Source organism: Actinomadura madurae (assembly GCF_047130825.1).
Classification (GTDB): domain Bacteria; phylum Actinomycetota; class Actinomycetes; order Streptosporangiales; family Streptosporangiaceae; genus Spirillospora; species Spirillospora madurae.
On the sequence record NZ_CP083237.1, the window covers coordinates 2,383,205 to 2,408,192 of the forward strand.

Below are 24,988 nucleotides of genomic sequence, written 5' to 3' on the forward strand. Positions count from 1 at the left end.
GTCGCATACTCTTCAATCGAGTAGCCGACCACTGAGGTGTGGAGACGATCGCCGCCCCCGCTGAAACCGCGGCGTCCGCCAAGGTCACCGGAATTGGCGTCGACGCCCCCGCCCTCCCCTCCGTCCCGCGGTCCCGCGGGGCCCGCTGGGCCGTCCTCGGAATCCTGGCGGCCGCCCTCACCGCGGCCGCGCTCGTGGCGGCCGGCCCACTACGGCCGGCCGCCGCGGCGGTCGGCCACATGCGGTGGGGGTTCCTCGCGCCGCTGGTCCTGCTGTCCCTGCTGCACTACGTCTTCTCGGCGATCGCGCTGCGCGGGGCGGCGGGCCGGCCGCTCCCGCTGGTCGCGACGACGATGACGCAGTTCACCGCGTCCGCCGCCAACCGGGTCACCCCGGGAGGCCTCGGCGCCGTCGCCGTGAACACCCGCTACCTCGTCTGCCGCGGCCTGCCACTCCCCCGCGCCGCCGTGGCCGTGGCCGTCCTGCAGGTGGCCGGCCTGCCCGCGGACCTGCTGCTGATGGGCGCCGTCCTCGGGCTCGGCACCGTGCTCCTGCCCGGCGCCGCGAACGACCGGATGCTGGACGCGCTCGGCCACCACGCCGCCCAGGCCGCCGAACTCGTCCCGCCCCTCCCGCTGCTCGTCGCCGTCGGGGTACTGCTGCCCGCCGCGGTGCTGTGGGGCCGCCGCGCGCTCCGCTCCGGGCCCGCCCGCCGGGCCGCCGCCGGGTTCGCCGACCTGTGCCGCCGCCCGCGCGACCTCGCGGTCGTCCTCGGCGCGTCCGCCGGGACGACGCTCGCCCTCGGCCTCGCCTTCACGCTCAGCGTCCTCGCCATCCCCGGCACGGCGGTGGGGCCGGCCGACACCCTGGCCCTCGTCGCCGCCTACCTGGTGGGCGCCGCGGCGGGCTCGGCCATCCCGACGCCCGGCGGCGTCGGCTCCACCGAGGCCGCGCTCGTCGCCGCGCTCGCCGCCCTGGACATCGACACCGGCGCCGCCCTGCACGCCGTCCTGCTGTTCCGCGCGATCACCTTCTGGGCGCCGGTCCCCCTGGGGATCCTGGCGTGCCGGACGCTCCGGCACTGACCTTTACGTTGTAGATCATTAAAGACCGAAGACCTTCTGGGCGTTGCCCGCGAGGAACGCCTCCTTCGCGGTCGCGCCGAGGCCGAGGTCGCCCAGCCCCTTGAGGGCCCGCTCAGCGGTCATCATCGGGTAGTTCGTCCCGAACATGACCTTGTGGTGCCGGTCCTGGGTCATGTACCGGACGAGTTCCGGCGGATACCTGCGCACCGTGTAGGCGGACGTGTCGATGTACACGTTCGGATGCTTGCGGCACACCGCGACCATCTCCTCCGTCCACGGATAGCCGATGTGGCCGCCGACGATGACCAGCTCAGGGAAGTCGAGCGCCACCTGGTCGATGTACGGGATCGGCCGTCCCGTCTCGCTCGGACGGAGCGGGCCCGTGTGGCCGACCTGCGTGCAGAAGGGGACGCCCAGCTCCACGCACTCGGCGAACAGCGGGTAGTAGCGGCGGTCCGTCGGCGGCAGCTCCCACAGCCACGGCACCACGCGCAGGCCCTTGAACCCCAGATCGCGCACGCACCGCCGGAGCTCCCTCACCGCCTCCATGGGCTTGCGCAGGTCGGCGGACGCGATCCCGACGAGCCGGTCCGGGGCCTGCCGGACGAAGGACGCCACCTCGTCGTTGCTCACCAGGTCGCCCTCCGGGCCGTACCAGGCACTGATCAGGCCGACGTCCACGCCCCCGGCGTCCATCGCCGCGACCGTCGCCGCGACCGGGATCTCCTCCTCCGGCGGACGCTCCCCCGTCCACCGCCACAGCGAGTCCAGCATCTCGTGCCGCAGGAACCGGACCGTCCCGTGCTGCATCCACGCGTCAACCAGCATGATCGCCTCCCACCGACCGCCACGCGGCCTCGCTCAGCCATTCGACCTGCCCGCCGTCCGGCTCCGGGGCCTGGCCGTTCAGCCACATCCGGCACAGCTCCTGCGCGGGACCGAGCCAGAGGACGAACGCGGTCACCGCGTCCACGTCGGCCAGCGCGCCGTGGCGCACATGGACCCGCCACCAGCCGCGGACCTCGCGGAAGAACATCCTGTTGCGCGCGGCCAGATCCTCGCTCCCCGCCGGACGCTCGGTGAACATGAACCGCGCCCGGCCGGGATTCTCCCTGCACCACCGGACGTGGAAGGCGACGACGCCGGTCACCGCCTCGCGCGCCCCGTCATGCGCCTTCAGCTCGGCGAGGAAGGCGTCCTGGTACATCGAGACGCACTCCACGAACAGCGCCTCCGCCACCTGCTCCTTGCCGGCGAAATGGTGGTAGAAGCTCCCGACGCTCACCCCGCTCGCCGTCCGGAGCCCGCTCAGCGTCGTGCCGGCGACCCCGTCCCGCCCGAACAGCTCCAGCGCCGCCCGCAGCACCCGGGCCCGCCCCGCCTCCGTCATAGAACATCATTCTGGCACTCCAGAACAATGTTCTGTCAACCCGGTCGCGGCCGCTGCTAGCCTGGTGGCCATGTCCAGCCCCGAGTCGGATAGACGCTGACTCCCGGCGGCCCCCTCCCTGCGGGCCGCCCGAGGCGGGCTGTCCTCGCCCTCTGACGCGAGGGATCTCCTTTCGCCACCGCCGTCCGTGACGACACCGGACGGCCATCCCGGCGCAGCCCCCCACCGATCAGCCGACCTGTTCGCCGTCTCGGGAGTCTCCCTTGCCTTTCGCCGTCTATGTCCTCGGGCTGGCCGTGTTCGCCCAGGGCACCTCGGAGTTCATGCTGTCCGGGCTCGTCCCCGGCATCGCCGCCGACCTGCACGTGTCCATCCCCGCCGCCGGCCTGCTCACCTCGGCCTTCGCCATCGGCATGGTGATCGGCGCGCCGTCGATGACGCTGCTCGCCCGGCGGTGGCCGCGCCGCCGGGCGCTGCTGGCGTTCCTGTGCGTCTTCGTCGCCGTGCACGTGATCGGCGCGCTCACCACCGGCTACGCCCTGCTGCTGGTCACCCGCGTCGTCGCGGCGCTGGCCAACGCCGGGTTCTGGGCCGTCGCGCTCACCACCGCGACCGCGCTCGCACCCCCCGCCGCCCGCGCCCGCGCCACCTCGGTCGTGGTCGGCGGCGTCACCGTCGCCTGCGTCGCGGGCGTCCCGGCCGGCGCGCTGCTCGGCGAGGCGTGGGGCTGGCGCGCGGCCTTCTGGGCGGTCGCGCTGGTCTCGCTTCCCGCCGTCGCCGCGATCGCCAGGGCGATCCCGGAGGAACGCCCGTCCGCGGGCGGCGCTCGTCAGGAACTGCGTGCGCTGGCCGACGGCCGGCTCCTGCTCACCCTCACGGTGAACGCGCTGTTCCAGGGCGCGACGTTCTGCACCTTCACCTACCTGGCGCCGCTCGCGACCAACGTCACCGGCCTCGGCTCCGCATGGGTGCCGGCACTGCTGGCGCTGTTCGGCGCCGGGTCCCTCGCGGGCGTGACCCTCGGCGGGCGCTTCGCCGACCGCCGTCCCACAGTGCTCATCGCGGGCGGGATGGCGTCACTGACCGTCGGATGGGCCGCGCTCGCCCTGGCGGCGGCGCACCCCGTGCCGGCGGTCGCGCTCGTCTTCGTCCAGGGGATGCTGGCGTTCGGCACGGGCCCCGCGCTGATCGCACGCGTCCTCGACCAGGGAGCGGGCGCGCCGACGCTGGCGGGCGGGTTCGCGACGGCCGCGTTCAACGTGGGCGGCACGATCGGCCCGTGGCTCGGCGGCACCGCGATCGGCGCCGGCCTCGGCTACCGCTCCCCCGTCTGGGTGAGCGCGCTGCTGATGGCCGGCGCGATCGCGGTGCTCGCCGGTCAGGCCAGCTTCTTCAGGGCCAGGCGGGCGGAGCCGGTCATGGCGGGCAGGTAGCCGGACCGGTGGCCGAGCGCGGTCGGGTGGTAGGACGACCCGATCGGGATCGTCACCGCGTTGAGCCAGTCGTGCCCTGAGCACAGTTCGTGCCCGGCGAACTCGTCCCGGACGTCCGACCAGGCGAACCCGGCGCGGCCCACCGCCGAGGCGATGACGCCGTCGAGGGTGTCGGCGGCGCCGTTCAGGGCGGTGCGCTTGGCGTTGCTCAGCCCCACGCACACGTCGACGATCTTGTAGAGGCGCGGGTAGCCGAGCACCACCACGCGCGCGGACGGGGCCTTGGCGCGGATCTGCGAGTACAGGGAGTCGAGCCGGCCGGGAAGGGTGTTCCGCATGTAGCTCTCGGCCTGCGCGACCCTGCTCTGGCAGCTGGAGGTCGACTCCAGCACGCACGTCTGCATGACGTTGGCGAAGCCGGCGTCATTGCCGCCGGCGGTGAGGCTCACGAGCGTCGTCGAGGAGGTCAGCGCCCCGAGCTGGCCGCTCGCGACGCTCGTGGTCGTCGCCCCCGAGCACGCCACGAACTTGAACGAATCGGTGGCATGCGCCGCCGCCCACAGGTTCGGGTAGGCGTTGGCGCTGCGGTTGCACGACCCGCTGCCGGGGTCGTAGTTCCCGGCCCCCGTGCCGGACGAGTAGGAGTCCCCCAGTGCGACGTAGCTGGTGGCGGCCGCCGAGGCGGACCCGGACCACAGCAGGGAGGCGGCGGCGATGGTCACCGCACCGAAAGCGGACAGACAGGGGCGGGATGGACGCATCTGCACTCCGGAGCGACGAGCGGAATTCGGTTGCCCGACTCATACCCGCGCCGCCATTCTCCCAAGCCACCAACTGATCAACCCGCTTCGTCACTATTCGCCATTGTAATCCGAAATATCAGGGAATCCCGGGCCGTCAAGCCACAAGAGGCAACAACCATTCAAAAACAGATCCCGACGGCCCCATTGATCACATCCGCCCCATTAATCCCCGCAGACCACCTGGGTTTTGCCAGGTACACGCCAGTCGGCCCAGACAGAGAATCTCACCAACCATGCACACCGCCCGGAGATTCAGTACGCGAGCATCACCTCTCGCACCGCGACCCCATGGAGAAGTCCGGTCCGCACGCCAGAGAGCCCCATCACACCCGCGCACACAGACCGAGATAGAAATCTCCCGTCCACGATCAGAAATCGTGAAACTCCCACCTTTGTCCGAAGATCAAGAACCCCGCCCCGGGACCTCGCACCACCCCGTCCAGCCTCGGGCGACCCCGACTCGGGGTACCTTCCGGGATCCTCAACATTGATCATCGCCGGCGCCGCGTCCGCCAGCTGGCATGCCACTCACCGCCTCCGATGTCCCCGATGGGCGTGGCCCGTTGACGACACCCGTTCCACCGAGGTCCAGGAGGGCCCTCATCAGGTTCGCGTTGATCGACTTCACGAGCCGTCACCGTTCCCGAACGTCGGTAAACGCCCTGGGCCCGTTGGCCGTCCAGCAACTTGACGAAGGTCGGGCGCGCCACGGCTCCCAGCGCTTCCGCAGTTTGCGGCACGAAGGAAGGTCGAGCCACACGTGCATCCCTCTTCAGCGTCCCACCGTGCAGGCCCGGCATGACGGCGAGCAGACCCTTGACGTCCCGGGACCCGGAAAGCCTCGGACGCTACCGCCTGACAGGACGCCTTGGGGAAGGCGGTCAGGGCGTCGTTTACCTCGCCGAGGACGAGGACGGTCGTCAGGTCGCCTTGAAGGTCCTTCATGACCGCGGCGGTTCACGCGATGCCTTCCTCAAGGAAATCTCGGCGGCGCGCAAGGTGGCGTCCTTCTGTACCGCCGAAATCCTCGACGTGGGGGAAGACGACGACCTCTCCTACGTCGCCACGGAACTCATCGACGGCCCCTCCCTGCGCGATCTCGTGCTGGAGAACGGCACGCAGGACGGCCCCTCGCTCTACCGTCTGGCCATCGGAACGGCCACGGCGCTCGCGGCGATTCACGAAGCGGGTGTCGTCCACCGCGACTTCAAGCCCGGCAACGTCCTGGTCGGCTCCGACGGCCCCCGTGTCATCGATTTCGGCGTGGCCCGGTCCTTGGACGCCACGGTGACCGCTACCAGCACGGTCATCGGCACCCCGTCCTATATGGCCCCGGAGCAACTCGCAGGTGAGCCGGTCGGCCCGGCCGCCGACGTGTTCGCCTGGGGTGCGACCATCGCCTACGCCGCGATCGGCCGTCCGCCCTACGGCCAGGACACCATCCCGGCCGTCATGAACCGCATCATGAAGGGCAAACCGGATCTCGGCGGGCTGTCCGGCCCGCTACGCGTTCTCGTGGCCCAGACCCTTCACAAGGAACCCGCCAAGCGGCCCCGCAGCCGCGACGTCCTGCTGCAGCTGCTGGAGCATTCCCAGGGCCCGATCAGTGCCCCCGAAGCCCTGTCCCAAGGCCACGCCCTGGCCAGAGCCGACGACGCCACCCTCGCGAACGAGCGCACCACCCGCTGGGCCACCGTCAGACTCCCCGTGGAGGGCAACCCGGCGAAGCGCGCCGCCTTACAGCGCGTCCCTCTCGTGGCCGGCCTTCTCATCGCGGTCGTGTTACTTGTCGGCACCATCGCGATGGCCGTCAAGGCGAGAACCTCCGCCCCTTCCCGCATGGCTACGACCACCCCTAGCGCTGCTGCGACTCCCCGAACCACCCACACCCCGCTCAGCAGGAAATCACCAGTTGCGGCGCCCAGGACCGGCCCTTTGACAACTCCCGCCGCCGTGGCCACCGCCGTGGAGAAAGCCGTTGCGCGACAGCAAACGGCCGCCTTCACCGCCGAGGGAGGCATGACCCAAAGCGCCGACAGTTTCGAAGCGCAAGGCAGGCTGCACTACCAGTCCGGCCAAAGCACCAACTACGACCTCACGGTGCGCACCGATCTGGGCTCCTCGTATGGAGCGCCGGACCGCCAACGCATCATCGTGATCGGAAATTGCGGCTACTACCGCAACGACCCCACGACCTGCCATCCCACCGGCGCCACATCGCAGTCGGAGATCAGCGATGTCTTCATCTGGACGGCGAGCGAGGTGAGGTGGGTCACCTCTCCATACAACGTTCTGGAACTTCTCCGGAAATCCCCGGCACTCAGACGCTCGGCCGACAGCGGCACGATCACCTACCGCGGCACGGCGCAGGGTGGAGACCTCGCGGCCAGTGGGCCGATAGCGTCCTTTTACAAGATGTTCGGCAGCAGGATGAGCAAGGTCACCTACACGCTCGTCACCGACCGCGAGAACTTGCCGAAACGTCTGGACATCGACATCTGGAGCAGGGTCGCGCCGGACCTCGTCTACCATTCGCTCTACTCCGTCGGCTACCGCGATTGGGGAGCGAGCGGCACGATAACGCGTGCGTACTGACTGCGTCGGTCTTGGGTCAGGGGTTCTTGCGGCGGAGTTTGTTCCAGGCGGTGCGGGCGTAGGCGTTCAGGCGGGTGCTGAGGCGGCGGGCCGTGGGGAACTCGGTGCCGAGGAGGCCCAGGCCGGCGAGGATCGCGACGATGCCGGGTCCCGGTATGACGAGCATGACGCAGCCGGCGACGATCAGGGCCACGCCGGCGATCGCGACGCCGACCTTCCGGAGGAGCCGGACGGGCGAGCGGCTCTCGGGAGCCGATGCGGTGTCGGCCGTCGGTTCCATCGCGGTCGTGGTCACAGATCCTCCTGGCTTGTCTGGCTTTCCCTTGTGGGACGAGTCGGGGCCCGCCGGTGGATCCCGATCGCGGGGAGTGTGACGAGGACCACGTCCCGCGCGATGCCGCCCGCGGGCGTTCGTCCGGCCGCGGGGGCGGCGGGGGCTAGCATTCGATCATGAGGATCCCGGTCGGCGTGCCGCGCCGGCTGCGCGGGCGCCTCGGCCGGCTCGCCGCGCGGGTCTGGAGGCGGCTGGGCGGGCGGATGCAGTGGCGGCTCGCGCGGCTCCGGCACGACACGTTCCTGGTGTACGCGGGCGGGATCGTCCAGGACGACGAGGGCAGGATCCTGCTGCTCCGGCATCGGCTGTGGCCCGAGTACCGGGCGTGGGGCCTGCCGGGCGGGTACGTCAACGCCGGCGAGCGGCTTGAGGACGGGGTCAGGCGCGAGGTGCGCGAGGAGACGTCGCTGGAGGTCGAGGTCGTTCCGCGGCCGCTCGGCCTCGCCGGCGGCTTCCGGCACCGGGTCGAGGCGTACTACGAGGCGCGGATCGTGGGCGGGCGGCTCGAGCTGGACGCGGCGGAGATCCTGGAGGCGCGCTGGTACCCGCTCGACGCGCTGCCGGACGCGATGTCCCCGCGCCTGCGCGCCCTGATCGGCGCGCTTGACCTCAAGGGAGGTTGAGGTTACAGGCTGGGCACCATGAGCCTTACCGATCTTGAACGCGAGTACCTCGCCGGGCAGCGGCTCGGCCGGCTGGCCACGGTGGGCCCGAAGGGCGACCCGCAGAACAATCCCGTCGGGTTCAGGTACAACGCCGAGCGGGGCACCATCGACATCCGCGGATACAACCTCGCCCAGAGCCGCAAGTACCGCAACCTTCGCGGCAACGACCAGGTGGCGTTCGTCGTCGACGATCTGGCCTCGATCACGCCGTGGCGCGTGCGCGGCATCGAGATCCGCGGACGTGCCGAGACCGCGGTGGAGGACGCGGGCCAGGAGGCTCATGTCACCGCCGACGTCATCCGCATCCACCCGCGCACCGTCTTCGCCTGGGGCCTCGACCCGGACACCGACGGAATGATCAAACGCGTCATCGACTAGCCGCGCCGCACACCGGTGAGGAATTCGGCAAAGGAACCACTCCGCGGCGCCATACATCTATTAGGCGTCCGCCGTCACACTTGGCCACGGCCGGTCGGTGCCCGATTTTCCCCGGGCACCGGCGGCCGGCCCGCCCTATGGTGTGAGCTGTTTCCGCAGCCAAGGGGGTTCCTATGCCGGTCGGCAACGTCGGGGACGTCAGCTTCAACCGGTTGATCTCCGCGGACTTGCGCCAGACCATCACCGCGGTACCGCAGTCCCTGGACAATCAGTGGTTCGATCGCGATCTTCTGGGCGAGGCGCTCAGGGCGGGCCGGGTCGGCCGGGATGTGCTGGAGAAGCAGGCGCGAAGATCCCGGCGAGAGTACCTGCGGGCCCTGCTGAACGCCGAGAAGGTGCTCATCAACCGCGCCTTTCTCTACAACAACCGGCAGGTCTACCAGGACTACGCGAAGAAGGGCCCGGACCAGAAGGCGTTCCGCGAGATGCTGGCGAGCGGCGTGATCATTCCGATGCTGCTGTCGGAGGACGGGCCGCTCCCCGCGGACGGCCCGCGATTCCAGGTCACCGAGGGCATCGAGGCGTGGCGGCGGACGGCGGAGAGCACGCCCATGTCGTGCCTGCGGCTGTCCTGGGACGACACCGAGAACGCCCTGCTGGCGGAGGAGATGAACCGGACGTTCGGCGAGTTCCTGACGGGCTTCCTCCATTTCAAGGTGCCGGCGCTGCAGCGCGATTTCGGCTTGGACGAGGAAGAGGCCAGGAGCGCCCTCGGACGTCTCAAGGAGGTCGCGCGATGGGCTTTCGATGAGCTGGACGCCGGGCGGCCCGTGGTGCGGCAGACGCTCTACGAGAGATTCGTCGTCGGAGACGGCGGGAACGTCGCACAGCGGCAATACGACGCCGGGCTCCCGCACATGCCCATCGTGAAGCAGCTGGTCGACCTGAAATACGCCACGAACCTCGCCGACGCGGTCGACGTCTTCGCCTTGACGCCGAGCAATTCACCGCGTCGCACCGCCTTACAGGAAGGGCTGGCGCAGATTCGCCGGCGGCGGGACGGCCCGACCGAATCGACGGACGCCGACGAACTCATCAGGCTGCTGCGAAACCTGAGCTTCGAGGACGTGCAGGGCCTTCTGGAAGCGGTGCCGACCCTCGACCGCCTTTCCCTGGCCGACACCTGGCGAGTCCGCAACGAACCGGAGTGGCACGCGTACAAGACGGCGCTCGCCGGGGTCATCAACGCGCCTTCCATCGAGGCCCTGGCCGATCCGGGCACCGGTGTCGTCGAGATCAGCCGGGCCTATCTCGCGATGCTCCGGAAGGCGGAGGAGGTTCGCGACGACCGTTCCGGCGGGCGGTTCGGCGGGCTGACGGAAATCGCCATCGACATCGGGGCCGTGACCCTCAACGTCCTGTACATGCCGGGCGACACCGTCGCCTATGAGGTGGCCGGAGAACTCGGCAGCCTCGCGGGGACCCGCGTGGCCCGGGTTACGCTGCGCCTCGGCCTGGGCAGGTTCCTGGCGAGCAGAGCGCGTCACCGGATCGAGACCACGGCACAGCTGCTGGACATGCGGATGGAAGACCCGTACCGGGAGGCCAGGAAGCTGATCGGTTTCCTGTCCGGACAGGCGGTCGGGCGAGGTTCCGGCGACGACGGCGCCGACCTGTCGAATGAGGGTGAATGACCACGCCTTTCGAGGAGTACGAACTGCTGCGCCGAAGCCGGCCGGATCTGTTCGCCAATCCGCCCGGCGCCGGGAGCGTGATCCTGGACGAGTTCCCGCCCGAAGGCGGCCCGTACGGGATCTGCTATCGGGACCAGTACCTCACCCTGCTACGGGATCCGGTCGCGTTCCCGGACGGCCGGACCGGCGGTTACCTCAGGGCTCTGCATTCCGGCGGCCACGCCGGGGCGGCCGTCCTCCCCGTCCATGACGGCCGGATCGTCCTGCTGCGGCATTTCCGGCACGCGACGCGCCAATGGCATTGGGAGATCCCGCGGGGATTCCCCGAGCCGGGCGAGCCCGCGGAGAAGACCGCGCGCAGGGAGCTGGAGGAGGAGATCGGCGTCCCGGCCGAATCGGTCGAGTTCCTCGGGGACGTCTACGCCGACACCGGCGTCGCGGGAAGCAAGGTCGGTCTCTTCTGGGCCGCCGTCGGCCGGCCGGACTTCTCGACCCGCGGGGAGGGCATCGACCATATCGAGCTGGTCTCGCCACAACGGCTCGACCTCATGCTCGGGCAAGGCGAGATAACCGACTCGTTCACGATGGCCGCGGTCCTGCACGCCAAACAACGCGCCCTGCCCCCGTTCTCCGGGCAGGACGGTCCCGCGTAGAAGGACGCCTCTGGCGCGCCCAGATGGGCGTCAGTTCTGTGGGGCGGTGATCTGCTGTGGTGCACCGAAGTCGTGGACCGCGATCAGCGTGGTCCGCATGAGGTCCGCGGTCGGCGTCCTGTCAGCGCAGGTCAGCCCGTTTCGGCCGGGGCGGAAACGGACGAGGACCGGACGCTCGCCGAGCCGCACCGCCGCACCCGCGCGGACGAGCACCGTCCGGCCGTCGAGGTGGTCGATCCGGTAGGCGCTGGGCACGGCGGGCATGACGGCCGTGCCCGACGCCACCCACCGCACAACAACCTCCCGGCCGTCCCCGCCCATCTGGAACCGGCACTGCCAGGCGCCTTCCGGGAGACCATCGGCCCGCCCCCGCCCGCACGAGCGGATCCGCGCCCCGTCCAGCCACAGCTGGAGCCGGTCGACGAACCGTGCCGCGCGGGTCGGCGGGCTGCCCTCCACCTGCAGGACGAGCGGCAGGTTGCGGACGCCCCACGAGTAGAAGTACATCCGGCTGAACCGGGAGTAGAGGCCCGCCAGGTAGAAGCGGACGGCGTGGTTGTTCGCCTCTTCTTCTCCCAGGAAGCGGACGGTCGGGATGCTGTGAGCCGGACCCGTCGCCCACATCGGCAGGTGCACGCCCTCGTTGTGCAGCGTGTTGTAGATGAGGCCCGCCCAGTTCCGTCATCTCCTCGGGAGGGCCGTCCCCTTCGCGGGGATGGAACTTGACGGCGACGGCGTCGCACGGCCGGAAACCGTCCAGCGCGGCGAAGCGGGCGAGCCACCGTCGTCCCTCGCCGCCCCACAGGTCACCGATCGACGGGCAGACGACCGTGGCGCGCGGGTCCTCGGCCCTGATGATCGCGGCCGCCCGGCGGGTCATCTCGACCATCGTCTTCACGTCGCCTGTGTAGTGGTAGTGCGTGTTGGCGAAGTCCCACAGCTCATGCGCCTCGATCCGGCCGCGGTACCGGGTGACGAGGGCGCGGACGTAGCGGTCCCAGTCGGCGAGGTCGCGCGGCGGCGCCGTCCTGGAGTCGTCCAGATAGGGGCTGCGGGGGGCCGTCGGGCGCCGCCCACGCCGGGGTCACCCCCATCGTGTGGAGCATCGGAAGCCCAGCTCGTCCGGCGCCCGCCACCATGCGGTCGAGCGGGGTCCAATCGAACCGGTCCCGGCCCGGCTGGACGTTCGACCAGCGCGTCTCGCCCACCGGACTGACCCGATCCTGAACCCGGGCATCGCGCCACTGTTCGTCCCGATCGTCGCGCCGAAGAACGCCCGTGGAACGGGACGGGGCGGGCCGTTCACCCAGGCGGGACCAGGCACCAGCTGCCGCCCCTGCGACGACGCCTCGCCAAGTGCCTGGGAGGACGGCTCGGCCGTCGCCCCGCCCAGGCAGACCAGGGCCACCAGCAGGAGCACGACTCCGACACCGAGTCGAGGCACGACGGGACCACGTACCCAGGCCGGATAGGCGTCGACGGTGTTGCCTGGAACCGGGGCGGGCGCCTCTGCTCGGACGGGACCGGAAGGCTCTGCGGTGGCCGGGCCGCGGACGGCCGCCGCGCCACGCACAGGCGCTGACTTCAGGGCCCTTGTCGTCTCCACGGTCGGCTCGGGCTCAGGCGGGTTCGGCGGCGGTTCCGGTTCGGCGCGCCAGGGCGCCACCTCGTCTCTGAGAATCGCCTCATGAAGATCGCGGAGCCGTTCGCCCGGTTCCAGGCCCGTCTCCTCGATCAGCAGCGTCCGGCCGTCGCGGTAGGCCTGGAGCGCTTCCGAACGCCTGCCGCAGCGGTAGAGGGCCAGCATCAACCCGGCCCGCAGCTCCTCACGGAGGGGTGCTCATCGACGAGCGAGGCCAGCTCCGCCACGATCGCGCCATGCCGTCCGAGGTCCAGCTCGACGGCGAGGCACTGCTCCACCGCCGCGAGGCGCATCTCTTCGAGCCGCGCGGCCTCACGAGGGACGAACGCCCCCGTCCGCCCCGTCCAGAGCGGGACCCCACCAGACGCCGAGCGCCTCCCGGAAGGCACCGGCCGCCTCCGCCAGGCGGCTCGCCCCGGCGTGCGTCCTGGCCCGGTCGACGAGTTCGACGAACACGGCGAGGTCCACCTGCGCCGCCCGGGTGCGCAGCAGATATCCGGGCGGACGCGTCTCCAGCAACTCCGCGGCCTCACCGAGCGCCCGCCGGACCCGGTGCACCAGCGTGTGCACCTGGGTACGGGCGGAGGACGGCGGGCGCTCCCCCACAACTCGTCCACGAGCCGGTCCACGGACACGACACGGCCGGGGCTCAGCAGCAGCGCCGCGAGGAGCGCCCGCTGCCTCCCGCCGCCGAGGGCCGCCGCCCGGTCACCGACGTTAGCCTCGACCGACCCGAGCACCGAGAAGGTGACGTCGGGCATGGACCCCTCATCTCGGTTCGTCGGCGGATCTGCTGAATACATGCCATCCACGCGCCGTATTGTCCAGCGATCACCCGCATCCGGCCACGTGGCGAGGGCGCGGCGAGCGGAGGCACAACGGTGCCGGGCGCGAACCCCGGCCCTGCCGCCCTCCCCGATCGACCAGCTATTCGAACCGCGGGCGAATCCGCCTCCTCTCATTTTCAGCTCCACCACCCATGCATTTCTTTCACGGATGTTGACAGGTGAGTCGAGCAGCCATCAGAATCCGGCGAAGCCGAGCACCGCCCCTCTTCCCCGGGCGCACCCCGCGGAGCTCGTGCATTTCTTTCAACCGACGCCGGTCCGCCGCGCGGGCGCCATCCGGCATGATCATCGGGAGAGCGATGAACGAGAACGCGGAGGAAACCCGTCCTTGGCTGCGGGTGATGAAGGAGGAGTGCCCGGTCGGCGCGCCGCAGCAGGCCTGGATCGAGGCGTCGATGACATGGTTCGCGAGCGAGTTCGGCCGGGAGCCGCTGCTCGGCGGCATCGTCCTTCCGGGACCGAGCCTCGCGTCCGGCTACGAGGGGACGCCGCGGCAGATCAACCGCCTGATCGCCGGCGTGTGCACGGTCATGTCGCTGGAGCCGTCCGACCTGGTCGTGGAGTTCTTCGACCTGCGGGACAACGAGGACAAGGAGGGCAGGCGCGCGGTCGGGCACTACTCCGTCCGGTACGGCCGGCCGGTCATCGGGCTGGACGTCAGCGAGGCGTCCGACGCCGAGTACCTCACGGCGATCATCGCCCACGAACTCTGCCACGTCCGGCTCCTCGGGGAAGGGCGCATCACGACCGAGCGCAAGGACCACGAGCGGCTGACCGATCTCCTCACCGTCTATTTCGGGTTCGGGATCTTCAGCACGAACGCCGCGTTGCGATTCGCGGACGGCACACCGGGTTTCTCCGTGCGGCCTCTCGGTTATCTCGATGAACGCGCGCTGAACGCCGCCTGCAGCGACGGCTATTCACGGGTCGGATATCTCACCGAACCCGAGTTCGGGTACGCGATGGCCTGCTACGCCTGGCTGCGCGAGGAAACGGAGCCCTCGTGGGCCCGCCACCTCGACCCGGGTCCGCGCACACACCTGGAGCAAGGGCTGGCATATCTGTCGCGCTGCGCACCACAGGGCCGGTTCCCGACGACCAGGACCGGCGGCGTCCGGATAACGGTGCATGCGAGGACGAACACCGCGGCTCGCGGCGTGCGCCGGCCGTTCCCCGTCTTCACGCGCGGCGGCGCCCGTCCAGGGCGATAGCACCACTCTGGGCGAATTACGCATCGCCGGTCATTGTTCGCGCTGTTGTCGCTTCCGCGTCGGCATGCGCGCCTGCCTCCGTTAACCACCGCCGAGCCATCCTCCTGTGTCGATCAAAGGGAGGGTGTATGTCGGAGCAGTTTCCTCGCCGCCGGTTCCTCGCCACCGGTGGAGCGGCATCAGCGCTGGCCGCCGGCCACGTCCTGCTGGGCCCCGCGCTGCTGGAGCAGGACGGAGCGCTCGCCGCGGTCCGCTCGTACGGCGGCGTCCCGTTGCCGCGTGGCCTGTTCACACTCGGGGTGGCGTCCGGTGACCCGTCGCCCGACGGCTTCGTGTTGTGGACGCGGCTGGCGCCGCGTCCCGTCGACGGCGGCGGCATGCCCGACCGTCCCGTCCCGGTGGCGTGGCAGGTCGCCGAGGACGAGCGCTTCCGCCGGATCCGCGCGAGCGGCACCGAGACGGCGCGTCCCGGCCAGGGACACGCGGTGCACGCGGAGGTCGGCGACCTGCGCCCCGACCGCGAGTACTTCTACCGGTTCCGGGCCGGCGGCGAGCTGTCGCCCACCGGCCGCAGCCGCACGGCGCCATCGCACGGGGCCGTCAACCGGCGGCTGAAGTTCGCCTTCGCGTCCTGCCAGAACTGGCAGGACGGCTATTTCACCGCCTACCACCATTTGGCGCAGGAGGACCTGGCGTTCGTCGCCTTCCTCGGCGACTACATCTACGAATCCGTCCCGCGGACCACGACCGTCCGCGCCCACGAGGGCACCGACGAGCCCTACACGCTCACCGATTACCGCAACCGGCACGCGCAGTACAAAACCGACACGAACCTGCAGGCCGCGCACGCCGCCTTCCCCTGGATCACGACGTGGGACGACCACGAGCTCGACAACAACTGGGCCGACGAGATCCCCCAGGACCCGGACCAGCAGACGCACACCGCGTTCCTGGCCCGCCGCACCGCCGCGTTCCAGGCGTACTACGAGCACATGCCCCTCCGCCGGTCCACCCGCCCGCGCGGCATCGACTTGCGGCTGCACCGCAGGCTCGCCTTCGGCCGGCTCGCCACCGTCCACGTCCTCGACACCCGCCAGTACCGCAGCGACCAGCCCGCCACGCTCGCCGAGGCCGAGGACCCCGCCCGCACCATGACCGGCGCCGCCCAGGAGAAGTGGCTGGTGGACGGCATGTCCCGATCCGGCACGCGCTGGAACCTGCTGGCCAACCAGGTGATGTGGGCGTCCAACGACCGCATGGCCGGCCCCGAAGAGGTCTACGACTTCGACAACTGGGACGGCTACCGCGCGCAGCGCCGGCGCATGCTGGAGTTCTTCGGCTCCGGCCGGACGGCGAACCCGGTCGTGCTCACCGGTGACCGGCACGCCACCTGGGTCTGCGACCTGAAACCCGAGTTCGGCGACCCCGCGTCCCCCGTCGTCGGCGCGGAGATCACCGGGACGTCGATCAGCTCCGGCGGCGACTCCGACCCCGCCGCCTTCCACCGGACCTACGACCCGATCATGGCCGAGAGCCCGCATTGGAAGTACATCGGCAACCAGCGCGGATACGTCGTCTGCGACGTCAGCCCGTCCCGGCTGCTGGCCTCGCTCCGCACCGTCAGCACCGTCTGGTCCACGAGCGGAACGACGGTGACCACGGCCGCGCGCTTCCAGGTCGAGGCGGGACGTCCAGGAATCACGGTGGTCGACCAACAGGACACACGGCAGACCCTCAGTTCGTCCGCGCGCCGCTACGACGTGGACGACGACCAGTTCTGACCGCTGTCCGGCACCGGCCTGCTCACCGGCCGGTGCCGGACGCGCATGTCCGTGGTGGATCAGTGGTACATCGGTGGCGGCACGGATGCCCCCGGCCGTCCCGCTGGAACACGATCGGAACAACGCGAGTGTTCCGATACACCGACCGGAGGAGACCACCATGCGACGTGTCATCAACTCGACCTACATATCGCTCGACGGCGTCGTCCACGAGCCCCAGAACTGGACGTTCGGCTACCGCAGCGAGGACGCCGCCCAGCACGCGCACGACCTGCTGTTCGGCGCCGACGCGATCATCATGGGCCGGCGGACCTACGAGGTCTTCGCCGACTCCTGGCCGAAGATGAGCGACGAGACCGGCATGGCCGACCGCATGAACACCCTGCCGAAGTACGTCGCGTCCGACACGCTGACCGACCCGAGCTGGAACAACACCACGGTCAGCAAGGTCGGCGACTTCCCCGGCATGCTCCGGGGCCTGAAGGAGCAGCCGGGGCAGGACGTCGTCCAGTACGGATTCGGCCCCCTGACGGGAGTTCTGCTCCGCGAGGGCCTGCTCGACGAGATGCAACTGTGGCTGCACCCACTCTTCTGCGGCAGCCCCGCGCCAAGCGACCTCATCGCACACCACGCACCCGAGGCCAAGTTCCACCTCACCGACGTAAGCCGCTACGACTCAGGCGTGATCATCCTCCACTACCAGCCGATCTGACACCGATACTCGGCTGTGAGCGGTCTGCATCGACGGAGGCCCTGAGGCGCGCGGGCACCTGGCAATCGCTCCCGAGCCTTCCATGCATGGACGCGCGGGGAGGGAGAACGACGATGCCGGGTGCAAGCCGTCCGTGAAGAGGTACTGGACGGGCCCGAGACATTGCCCGGTCGCCGGAGGACGAACGCCCAGCCTTGAAACCCTGGTGACCTGACGGCCAAACACCACGAAAGCGGACTTATGGAGACACACGCGGGCCACGTGCCCGCGAGTGCGGAAGCAGAGCCGCCAGGACCGCGGGATCTGCTGGCAATGCCCGGCGGAGTGTACGTGGACAGCGTGAGTTACACACCGCGGATGCGCCGAGGTCACCGGGACGCGGGCCCTGCTTCTAACTACCTGGCTGGGCCCACGACGATCCGTCTGGAGTCAGAAAGGGAAGTTGCCGAAGAGCGCTCGTGCACCGCTCGACCAGCGACTCCAATTACATACTCAGACAAAGTAGACATTTCCATATTCCTCAACTTCTCGCGCCCAAAGCATGGATCAGCACGTCATAGGACGCTCAGTATACGAATCCACGTCCTTTAAGCGGCAGACTCGCGCGATACGCAGACCAGGCGTCGAGCACTCGACGCCCGCACGTGCAAAGTTCGGACGTGCGCGATTTCATAGGGGATCGGCGTGCTCCCGATGTCAGCCCCGCACGTCAGGGGCCACGCCTGGCGGCCCGTCCGACCGATGCCCTGATGGTGGTCCGCTTCCCCTCGACGAAAGGGCAGCGAGCGTGGGCGTGGAACACGGCGGATCAGACAAGGGTCCCGAAACCGGGGACAAGCCCACAAAGCCTGATAGCGCCAGTGGACCACCGCCCGACAATCCCGGATCACCCGGGCAGCAGTCCCGCATCGAGAGCCTCAAGGCCGCAGGCTGGAACGTCAACGGCCAGCAGGAAAGCAGCAGCGAACGCGGACAGAAAAGCAACGAGTCCTCCTCGACCGGATCGAGCGAAGAGAGCGCCTCCGCCGCCCCCAAGACCGAGAAGGGGACCGGATCGGAGACTGGCTCCCAGCCTGGTGACGGCAAGAGCGAGCCCGGCCGCCCGAAGCCCGAAACCGGCGAGGCAGCGCCACGGGACGAGGGCAAGGGGGAACCTCGGACGACCGAGCCTGGGGAGCGACACCCGAAGGCCAACGCCGAACCGCAGTCGACCAGCGAGCGGAACGGCGAAGCGGCCAAGAACACAGAGCCTCTCGGCGACAAGGACAGCCGCACCGAGTTCGGCGACAAGCCCCGCGCAGACGACTCCGGCAAGCCGCCCACCGAGGCCCCTGAGCCGTCCAAGCCGATGACCCGCCGCGAAAGCCTCCAGAACGCCGGCTGGGACTTGCGCGACCCACCGGCGCCCAGCACCGATCAATCATCGTCCAAGAAGACGGACGAAAACGCTGCGCCACCAGAACCCCGAGACGGCAAGCCGGCGACCGACGCAGGCGGGCTCCAGGCCGACGAGACCAAACCGCAGGACAAGCCCGCCCCATCAGTGCCCGAAAGCGACAACACCAAGACCAGCGAAACCGGCAATCTGCGCGCCCTCACAGACGACCAGAACACAGGCAACGCAGGGGAAAAACCAGAACCTGAGTTCGGCGAGACACGACCACAGGCCGAGCAGGACGGACAAGCAAACCAACGGGACGACGACATCCCGGCCAGCGAGCAGCCCACCACTAACTCCCCGAGCGACACCGACCGGGCCACTGGACAGATACCCAAAGACCAGGACGGCACCAGCAACTCGGAGACCAAGCCTTCGCAGGAGAAGGACCCAAAGCCGGAGACCCCCGAAACACCACCACAGGCTGAGCAACTCCCAGGCACAGACAAGCTCACCGCAGTAACCACCGACGCGGCCCCGCAACCAACAACTCCCGAGACGGCCACCATCCCCGCAGAGTCCCCGGAGCATGGGACCAGGCCACAGGAGCAGCAGCCGGAACCGATCTCTTTTACAGAAGACGAGACTCGGGACGCCCCAGCAGACCAACGCCCTGCACACGATGCCCCATCCTCACCCACCGAAACCCGCGACCATGATAAGAAAGCCGAGGAGCCAGACCTTCCCGCCCCCTTCACAGGCAACAATCCTCCCGACCGCGACCCGCCCCAAACCGGCGAAACAGAAGAACCTGGCAGAGAACTAGGTACCCATGAAGAGAATCTGCCGGAACCGGAGCCAAACCCATATCGCGCAAGAATCACCCTGCAGCGCGACAGCGATGGCAACTTCGTCCAGGAGAGACGCTTCGACATCGAAGACGACGCGCCGAGCCGCGCCGAGCCTCGCAACCCCGAAGACGACCCCGAACTCCGCGACTACCAGGAATCCGACCCCGAACGGCAATCGCGTCCGCGTGAACTGTACCGCACGTTGATCACTAAAACAGATGACACGAAGGACATCGCAGAAAAGTTCACCGATCCTGCCCATAAGAAGCTCGAACGCGTAAAACCGACCGGACAACTTTGCGGGGTCCGCGTCATCGACGATCACATAAAGTCGCTTGACCAGCCCGCAAAGGTTGGAGATGCGACCATAGGAGTCCTGGGCACAGTAGTATTCACCACGGAGATGGCTCGCCTTGGAATCAAGGCGGTACGACGCATGAAGGGAAGAAGCGATGCCCGTAACTGACGAGCAAGTTGCCACACTGCGTGCGCAGCTTCAAGGCAAGCTGGAAGAGCATCGCAGACTGCTGAGGGAGCTAGATCCAGCAGAAGCAAATGTGGGCTACTCAGCCCTGATCGCTGCGGCTTTTATCGAAGCCGCAGAGCGCCGTTTCATACGGGACGGTAAGGTCGCCGACAAGGGCGAAGTTGTCGATTTTGTCGCACAGGTGCGAGAAACGGACGACGAAATGCCCGACATCATTGACCCGCAAATCGCCGAAAGCATGATCCTTCATCTGCTCGGCAAAGGCGAGATGGTGGAGGCCTCGGAGGACCTCAAACTCGGGCATCAGATCGTAATCATCGCAACCCTGGTGAGCGAAAGTCAGTTCACCGAAGCAGAGCTAGACTCCTTTTTGGCCGACGCACGTTCCCTCGCCGACGAATTGCTTGAATAATGGACTATTCTGCGGTCGAAATTCGAGAAGAGAACATCCTTGCCCTGCGGTCCTTTCTACTGGATGGCCCGGAAGCATGGATCCCCTTGCAGGACAAGATGCAAGTGGACGACGAGACTGCGGCCGGGTACATGTCATTGCTTTTGGGGGCATTTGAAGTCGCGGTGCGGCGGAGGTTCTCACCGACCTACACCGTGGGTGACATCGTTCGCTTCGTCGCCGACCTGCGGATCAAGGCCGAAGAAGACGCTCACTTGATCAACACGCTCGTCGCCGAGGACATGATCCGCCGCGCCGTCGACGCGGCACCGCTGAAGGGCGATGTACCGGACGACCCGTCGACCGTACTGCACGCCCAGGTCATCATCCTGCTGTACCTCATCGCCGAGGCCGAATTCGACCGTGCAGGCCTAGAGCAGTTCATCGACGAGACCACGGCATACACCAAGATGTGGCTGGACGCCCGGCAGAGCGAGTCCGTCGACTCGTCTGGTCAACGGTCCTGACACCCCATACCTATCTCCGTAGGTCGAGTCTGGTCAGTGTTCCGCGATGACCACCGTTGCTGGCAACGCTCTCTGCCACCGGAGGGAGCTGGACGCTCTCAATGGGCGGCGCGGTAGGCGGTGTATTCGCGGATGAGGGTGGGGTGGGGCATGCGGGACCAGCGGCTGAGGGCGCCGGTGTGGCGGTCGACGATCAGCAGTGGAGCCGGGTCGTCGGCGGGGGCGTCGGCGGCGCGGGTGATGAAGCCGTCCGGGAACTCCTCGACGATGACCGGGACGGGGCGGGCGCCGCGGGTGAAGTGGGCGTCGGCGCGGCGCCACGCCTCGGCGCGGTCGACGCCGCAAGGGCGGACCGTGTAGGCGGTGAGGACGTCGGCGACGCCGCGCAAGGTGCGGCAGCCGCGGGTGCCGCAGCCTCGGCAGATCTCGCGGCCGTGCGGGTCCTCGCCAGGGCGGTGCGCGGAGAGCACGCAGGTGAGCGCGGCCGTGCAGGCGAGTACCAGGCGACGCGACTCGGCGACGAAATCGCGGCTGTAGGGGTCAAGGACTCCGTTCTGGACGAGTGCCGCGTCGATGGCGTGGACGTCGGCGCGCATGGCGGCGGTCATCGCGGCGTGGACGCGCCGATGGACCTGGTCGTGCGTCCAGGAGGCCGGCGCGGTCATGCGGCCCACTCCCCCGCGAACACGGCGGTGACGGTGCGGCCCTCGCCGTTGCCGTGCCAGCCCCAGCTCGCGGCGGTGAGGGAGACGGTGCGCAGCCCTCGTCCGGACTCGGCCAACTCGCCGGCGTCGGTGACGGTGGGCTCACCGGGGCCGCCCTGGTCGGCGACGGTGACGGCGACCAGGGCGCCGTCATGCGCGACCTCGACCGTGAAGAAGCCGCCGTCCTGACCGGACTTGGTGTGCCGCAGGGCGTTGACGACCAGTTCGTCGGCGGCGAGCAGGACGTCGTCGAGGAACGGGCAGCCGTCCAGGAGGCAGCCGACGAACCGCCGGACGTTGCGGGCCTGCTCGGGCCCGCCGGGGAAGGAGCGCCGCCACCGCAGCGGCGCGGGCGGGACTGCCGGTAGCACGGTCGGGGACATCGGTGACACCTCACGGTCGTGGACGGACAGACGTTGCGGATCACTCGGGTCACTCCTGGTCCGCACGTCAATCGTCACAGGAAGTCGCCACTCGGTCACAACGAATCCGCGGTTCAGGGACTTGGGAAGCGGATCGGCACGCACGGTGCTCACAGACCCGAATCTCGCACGTGCAAGATTCACACGCCGGTCAGCCGGACGAACAATTATCGGGCGGCCGAATTTAATTCGAGCGCCATTCTCAAAGCCGGGTCGAACAGAAAGCAGCCGTGGTATAAAAGTCGCGAATTCGATCCGGAAAACGATCTGAGGTGCACCTTGGGGTCCCCTGATGCCAGCGAGCATAGAATTCCGATAACGGGTCTCCACGTCGCCGCGGTGCGTGCGCTGCTGACCCGCCGCAACGAGGACTACCGGGAGCTGTCGAAGCAGATCGAGTCGGAGGACGACATCGAGGGATTCGCCCGCCTGCTGTTCAGCGCCTTCTTCGAGGCCGTCGACCGGCACTTTGCCCGGGAAGGTGACGCCGCCATCATCGAGTTCGTCGCGGACATGCGCGCGGAGAACCTCCACCTCCTCGACGACATCGACCCGTCCGTGGCAGAGCAGATGATCGCGTACACGCTCGGACGCGGCGAGATCGGCGACATCGACGGCGCCACCAAGAACAGCCATCTGATCGCGATTCTCATGCACCTGGCTGGGGACCTCCCGCCGGGCGGCGCCCTCGACCGCCTTCTCGCCACAGCCCGCCGCGACGCCGAGGAATGGTGACCGGATGACCGGTAAGTTGAAGATCACCATCGATGACATCCACCGGGATGCCGTGCGCGGGCTGCTCCTGGACAGCGCGGACGACTTCGAGCGCGACCATGGCGAATCCCTGGACGCCGACCCCAATCCGATGGGTTTTTCTGCGCTCCTGACGTTCGCGACTGCGACCATGCTTCACCGCCGGTTCGCGCCCGCCTACACGCTCGCGGACGTGATCCGGTTCGTGGCCCGCGTGCGGGTGGCGCTCGACGACCCGAAGGCGCTCGGCGCGCTCGTCATCGAGAAGACCATCCGCATGCTCCTTGAGGACCCAGCGCTCGGGGAGGCGCCACCTTTCGGTGCGCCCCCGGAAGACATGGTGGCCGCTCTGTACGCCGTCCTCTTCCACCTCGTGGACGAGGCCGGCCTGGACGAGGACGGCGTGGACTCGCTGATCGCCGAGGCCGCGCAGGTCGTCGACGGGCGCGAGTTCGACGTGGACGCGCTGCCGGTCCCCGTCCCGCCCGAGCTCATGGAGCGCCTGCGCCGGTCGTGACCGTCCCGCCCGGTGCCGTCGTCCTCCCGGCCGGTGTGACTCGGCGTCCCGAGCCCGATGTTCACGACGAGCGAGTGCCCGCCGAACGTGCGACTGCGACCTACCGCCCGGCGCGCCGGGCGGTAGGTCGCGCAGCCTGGACACGGCCAGGGGACACCGGCCCTCGGGGAGCCACAGGTTGCGAATCAGGTCGCCCGCGAGGACGTCCGACGCGCGGATTAACCACGCGCGCCGCGACCACACATCCTCTTCGTCGCCTGGGACGACCAGGAGCCGCGGGTCGGCGACCGCTATCCGGTACGGAACGGAGTCGTCGTCCAGGAGGCGGAGCCACTCCGCGCGTTCCAGCTCGGTGCGATGCGCTTTGCGCGGCAGGGCGCCGTCATCAGCGAGCAGCCGGTGCCATCCTTCCGGCCGGTGGCCTTGGAGCGGCCGGACGAGTGCCGTGGGATCGACGCCGGCTTCGGACGCCACGTCCGCCACCGGCGCCCACTGCACTCCTGGGAGGGCTTCGGCATACTCGGAGGCGGGCTCGAACCGGTCCTTGTTCCGGCTCCAGTACAGGCACGCCTTGAGCGCCACGTCGTAAAAGAAGACGGGGTCCGGGCACTCGTCCAGGGCGGCGCGGCCCAGTCCTGTCGGCCACAATTTGCGGTCGCGCTTGTTCAGCCATCCTGCCCTTCTGCAGCTGATGCTCACCCACCGGAACTGCCTCCCGGCGGCATGCGCCCAGCGCCGGAAATCTCCCGCCAGCGGGCTTCCAGATCCGGGACGGCGACGAAGATCCAGTCGGAGAACTCGCCGTAGCGGAGCCCCACATGGTCGGCCAACGGATCGCGGCTCGCCAGCATCGGCACGGCGGCGAACGCCCTCTCCGCGACTGCGTCGGTCCGGTGAGTCATCAAAGGTACGCAGGCCCGTCCGTATCGGGCACACCAAGTACTTCGCCGCTTCCAGCCCGGTACCGGGCAAAGTGGTGCGGAGGCGGCCCCGCTAAGCCCGCTCACCGGCTCGGTCGACGAGCCGCTGGCTGTACGTCGTCCAACACCTGCCCCCTGCAGCGCATCCGGCGGATTCCAGGAGCAACGTCGACGTCCCCCCACCGTTCGTGGGCGGGGCGGCCGGAGCCCGTCGGAGGAACACGGCGCCCGGGTCGACGCCAGCAGACGAGGGGATGGTGGGCTGTGTTCTCGATGCGGTCGCCGTTCCGTCCGGCATGCTCGCAGCGGTCCCGTAGTCGCTGGCGTGACCGTGGTCGCACAGGTCTCGCAGCAGCGCCGCACGGTGGTCTTGAGTCACCGTCTGTTGTCCCGCCGTTCGGAAGGCGCAGCGACCGGCGTCGGCTGCACCGCCTGCGTGAGCCGGAGAACGGTCGGCCGTGGCGTGCGGCGCCACGAGTCAGGGAGCGAGTTGCCGCCGGACGGTCGAGCACAGCCCGAATAGCTCACCTGATGTGAGATACGGATAAACGGGGCAATTTCGTATCGCTTGAATCATCGATGGAGGCTCCATTGATTGACAAGCAATAGTGTCCGAGTCTGGGCGAAGTAACGACTCCATGGCCGCTGTTCTATGTGAGACGCATGTCAGGCGCTGGAATTCCAATGTCGGCACGTGCAAAGTTCGCGCGTGCGCGATTACATAGGGACCCGGCGTGACCGCGACGTCAGCCCCGCGCGTCAAGGTCCATGCCCGGCGTGCCGTCCGAGCGTTGCCCTGACCGAACGGCCCGTC

The 24,988-nt window shown here is 69.0% G+C and carries 24 protein-coding genes and 1 pseudogene; 15 read left to right on the forward strand and 10 right to left on the reverse strand.

Annotated elements, in window-relative coordinates; genetic code table 11:
* The first annotated feature begins 38 nt into the window (after positions 1-38).
* Entirely contained in the window at positions 39-1,085 is a 1,047-nt protein-coding gene (locus K8Z49_RS10890) for a lysylphosphatidylglycerol synthase transmembrane domain-containing protein (protein WP_412518497.1), read from the forward strand.
* Positions 1,086-1,103: 18 nt separating this feature from the next.
* Here the strand turns inward: K8Z49_RS10890 and K8Z49_RS10895 are convergent, their stop codons facing one another.
* Positions 1,104-1,913: an amidohydrolase family protein gene (locus K8Z49_RS10895; RefSeq protein WP_075020504.1), complete on the reverse strand. Its 810-nt coding sequence runs from the start codon at positions 1,911-1,913 to the stop codon at positions 1,104-1,106.
* Positions 1,903-2,475 (reverse strand): TetR/AcrR family transcriptional regulator, encoded by a 573-nt coding sequence (locus K8Z49_RS10900; protein ID WP_021592540.1) that lies wholly within the window; start codon positions 2,473-2,475, stop codon positions 1,903-1,905. The genes K8Z49_RS10895 and K8Z49_RS10900 overlap by 11 nt, the downstream gene beginning before the upstream one ends.
* Positions 2,476-2,738: 263 nt before the next feature.
* On the opposite strand from K8Z49_RS10900, the gene K8Z49_RS10905 reads away from it, so the two are divergent.
* Positions 2,739-3,908: a Cmx/CmrA family chloramphenicol efflux MFS transporter gene (locus K8Z49_RS10905; protein WP_412518500.1), complete on the forward strand. Its 1,170-nt coding sequence runs from the start codon at positions 2,739-2,741 to the stop codon at positions 3,906-3,908.
* On the opposite strand, the gene K8Z49_RS10910 is transcribed toward K8Z49_RS10905, so the two are convergent.
* Positions 3,854-4,630, reverse strand: coding sequence for an SGNH/GDSL hydrolase family protein (locus tag K8Z49_RS10910; RefSeq protein ID WP_412518502.1), 777 nt, complete (start codon positions 4,628-4,630; stop codon positions 3,854-3,856). The genes K8Z49_RS10905 and K8Z49_RS10910 overlap by 55 nt on opposite strands.
* An 897-nt stretch (positions 4,631-5,527) precedes the next feature.
* Here K8Z49_RS10910 and K8Z49_RS10915 point away from each other — a divergent pair.
* Entirely contained in the window at positions 5,528-7,306 is a 1,779-nt protein-coding gene (locus K8Z49_RS10915) for a serine/threonine-protein kinase (RefSeq protein ID WP_412518504.1), read from the forward strand.
* Between the two features lie 16 nt (positions 7,307-7,322).
* Here the strand turns inward: K8Z49_RS10915 and K8Z49_RS10920 are convergent, their stop codons facing one another.
* Positions 7,323-7,601: a PGPGW domain-containing protein gene (locus K8Z49_RS10920; protein ID WP_021592536.1), complete on the reverse strand. Its 279-nt coding sequence runs from the start codon at positions 7,599-7,601 to the stop codon at positions 7,323-7,325.
* A 155-nt stretch (positions 7,602-7,756) separates the two neighbouring features.
* Between K8Z49_RS10920 and K8Z49_RS10925 the strand changes: the two genes are divergently transcribed.
* From K8Z49_RS10925 to K8Z49_RS10940, 4 genes are all read left to right on the forward strand, one after another.
* A complete protein-coding gene (locus K8Z49_RS10925; protein ID WP_024934752.1) occupies positions 7,757-8,263 on the forward strand; it encodes an NUDIX domain-containing protein in 507 nt (168 codons plus the stop codon).
* Between the two features lie 18 nt (positions 8,264-8,281).
* Complete coding sequence (locus K8Z49_RS10930; RefSeq protein ID WP_021592534.1) at positions 8,282-8,683, forward strand: PPOX class F420-dependent oxidoreductase; 402 nt, start codon at positions 8,282-8,284, stop codon at positions 8,681-8,683.
* A gap of 173 nt (positions 8,684-8,856) precedes the next feature.
* A complete protein-coding gene (locus K8Z49_RS10935; protein ID WP_021592533.1) occupies positions 8,857-10,377 on the forward strand; it encodes a hypothetical protein in 1,521 nt (506 codons plus the stop codon).
* Positions 10,374-11,030 carry an NUDIX hydrolase gene (locus K8Z49_RS10940; protein WP_412518507.1) on the forward strand — a complete coding sequence of 219 codons (657 nt, stop codon included), beginning with the start codon at positions 10,374-10,376 and terminating at the stop codon, positions 11,028-11,030. Before K8Z49_RS10935 ends, K8Z49_RS10940 begins: the two co-directional genes overlap by 4 nt.
* 30 nt (positions 11,031-11,060) lie before the next feature.
* Here the strand turns inward: K8Z49_RS10940 and K8Z49_RS10945 are convergent, their stop codons facing one another.
* The 3 genes and pseudogenes from K8Z49_RS10945 to K8Z49_RS10955 form a co-directional block, all read right to left on the reverse strand.
* Entirely contained in the window at positions 11,061-11,666 is a 606-nt protein-coding gene (locus K8Z49_RS10945; RefSeq protein ID WP_412518509.1) for a hypothetical protein, read from the reverse strand.
* A 448-nt stretch (positions 11,667-12,114) separates the two neighbouring features.
* A pseudogene (locus tag K8Z49_RS10950) lies at positions 12,115-12,965 on the reverse strand (AfsR/SARP family transcriptional regulator).
* 19 nt (positions 12,966-12,984) lie between these two features.
* A complete protein-coding gene (locus tag K8Z49_RS10955) occupies positions 12,985-13,278 on the reverse strand; it encodes an AfsR/SARP family transcriptional regulator (protein ID WP_412518511.1) in 294 nt (97 codons plus the stop codon).
* Positions 13,279-13,819: 541 nt separating this feature from the next.
* Here K8Z49_RS10955 and K8Z49_RS10960 point away from each other — a divergent pair.
* The 6 genes from K8Z49_RS10960 (at position 13,820) to K8Z49_RS10985 (ending at position 20,858) form a co-directional block, all read left to right on the forward strand.
* The gene (locus K8Z49_RS10960; RefSeq protein ID WP_412518513.1) at positions 13,820-14,731 is read left to right on the forward strand and encodes a hypothetical protein; all 912 of its coding nucleotides are present in this window, start codon (positions 13,820-13,822) and stop codon (positions 14,729-14,731) included.
* A 128-nt stretch (positions 14,732-14,859) separates the two neighbouring features.
* Complete coding sequence (locus K8Z49_RS10965; RefSeq protein WP_412518515.1) at positions 14,860-16,512, forward strand: alkaline phosphatase D family protein; 1,653 nt, start codon at positions 14,860-14,862, stop codon at positions 16,510-16,512.
* 160 nt (positions 16,513-16,672) lie between these two features.
* Positions 16,673-17,224, forward strand: coding sequence for a dihydrofolate reductase family protein (locus K8Z49_RS10970; protein ID WP_412518517.1), 552 nt, complete (start codon positions 16,673-16,675; stop codon positions 17,222-17,224).
* A 787-nt stretch (positions 17,225-18,011) separates the two neighbouring features.
* Positions 18,012-19,919, forward strand: coding sequence for a hypothetical protein (locus K8Z49_RS10975; protein ID WP_412518519.1), 1,908 nt, complete (start codon positions 18,012-18,014; stop codon positions 19,917-19,919).
* Positions 19,906-20,352: a hypothetical protein gene (locus tag K8Z49_RS10980; protein ID WP_412518521.1), complete on the forward strand. Its 447-nt coding sequence runs from the start codon at positions 19,906-19,908 to the stop codon at positions 20,350-20,352. The genes K8Z49_RS10975 and K8Z49_RS10980 overlap by 14 nt, the downstream gene beginning before the upstream one ends.
* The gene (locus tag K8Z49_RS10985) at positions 20,352-20,858 is read left to right on the forward strand and encodes a hypothetical protein (RefSeq protein WP_412518523.1); all 507 of its coding nucleotides are present in this window, start codon (positions 20,352-20,354) and stop codon (positions 20,856-20,858) included. The genes K8Z49_RS10980 and K8Z49_RS10985 overlap by 1 nt, the downstream gene beginning before the upstream one ends.
* A gap of 98 nt (positions 20,859-20,956) precedes the next feature.
* Here K8Z49_RS10985 and K8Z49_RS10990 read toward each other — a convergent pair whose 3' ends face one another.
* On the reverse strand, positions 20,957-21,523 hold the full coding sequence (locus K8Z49_RS10990; protein WP_412518525.1) for a hypothetical protein: 567 nt from the start codon (positions 21,521-21,523) through the stop codon (positions 20,957-20,959).
* The gene (locus tag K8Z49_RS10995; protein ID WP_412518527.1) at positions 21,520-21,945 is read right to left on the reverse strand and encodes an ATP-binding protein; all 426 of its coding nucleotides are present in this window, start codon (positions 21,943-21,945) and stop codon (positions 21,520-21,522) included. The genes K8Z49_RS10990 and K8Z49_RS10995 overlap by 4 nt, the downstream gene beginning before the upstream one ends.
* Positions 21,946-22,323: 378 nt before the next feature.
* Between K8Z49_RS10995 and K8Z49_RS11000 the strand changes: the two genes are divergently transcribed.
* Both K8Z49_RS11000 and K8Z49_RS11005 read left to right on the forward strand, forming a co-directional pair.
* Positions 22,324-22,719 carry a hypothetical protein gene (locus K8Z49_RS11000; protein ID WP_021592522.1) on the forward strand — a complete coding sequence of 132 codons (396 nt, stop codon included), beginning with the start codon at positions 22,324-22,326 and terminating at the stop codon, positions 22,717-22,719.
* Positions 22,720-22,723: 4 nt separating this feature from the next.
* Positions 22,724-23,254, forward strand: a complete 531-nt coding sequence (locus K8Z49_RS11005; protein ID WP_021592521.1) for a hypothetical protein — start codon at positions 22,724-22,726, stop codon at positions 23,252-23,254.
* A gap of 695 nt (positions 23,255-23,949) precedes the next feature.
* Here the strand turns inward: K8Z49_RS11005 and K8Z49_RS11010 are convergent.
* Positions 23,950-24,156, reverse strand: coding sequence for a hypothetical protein (locus K8Z49_RS11010; protein ID WP_412518530.1), 207 nt, complete (start codon positions 24,154-24,156; stop codon positions 23,950-23,952).
* Positions 24,157-24,988 lie beyond the last annotated feature (832 nt).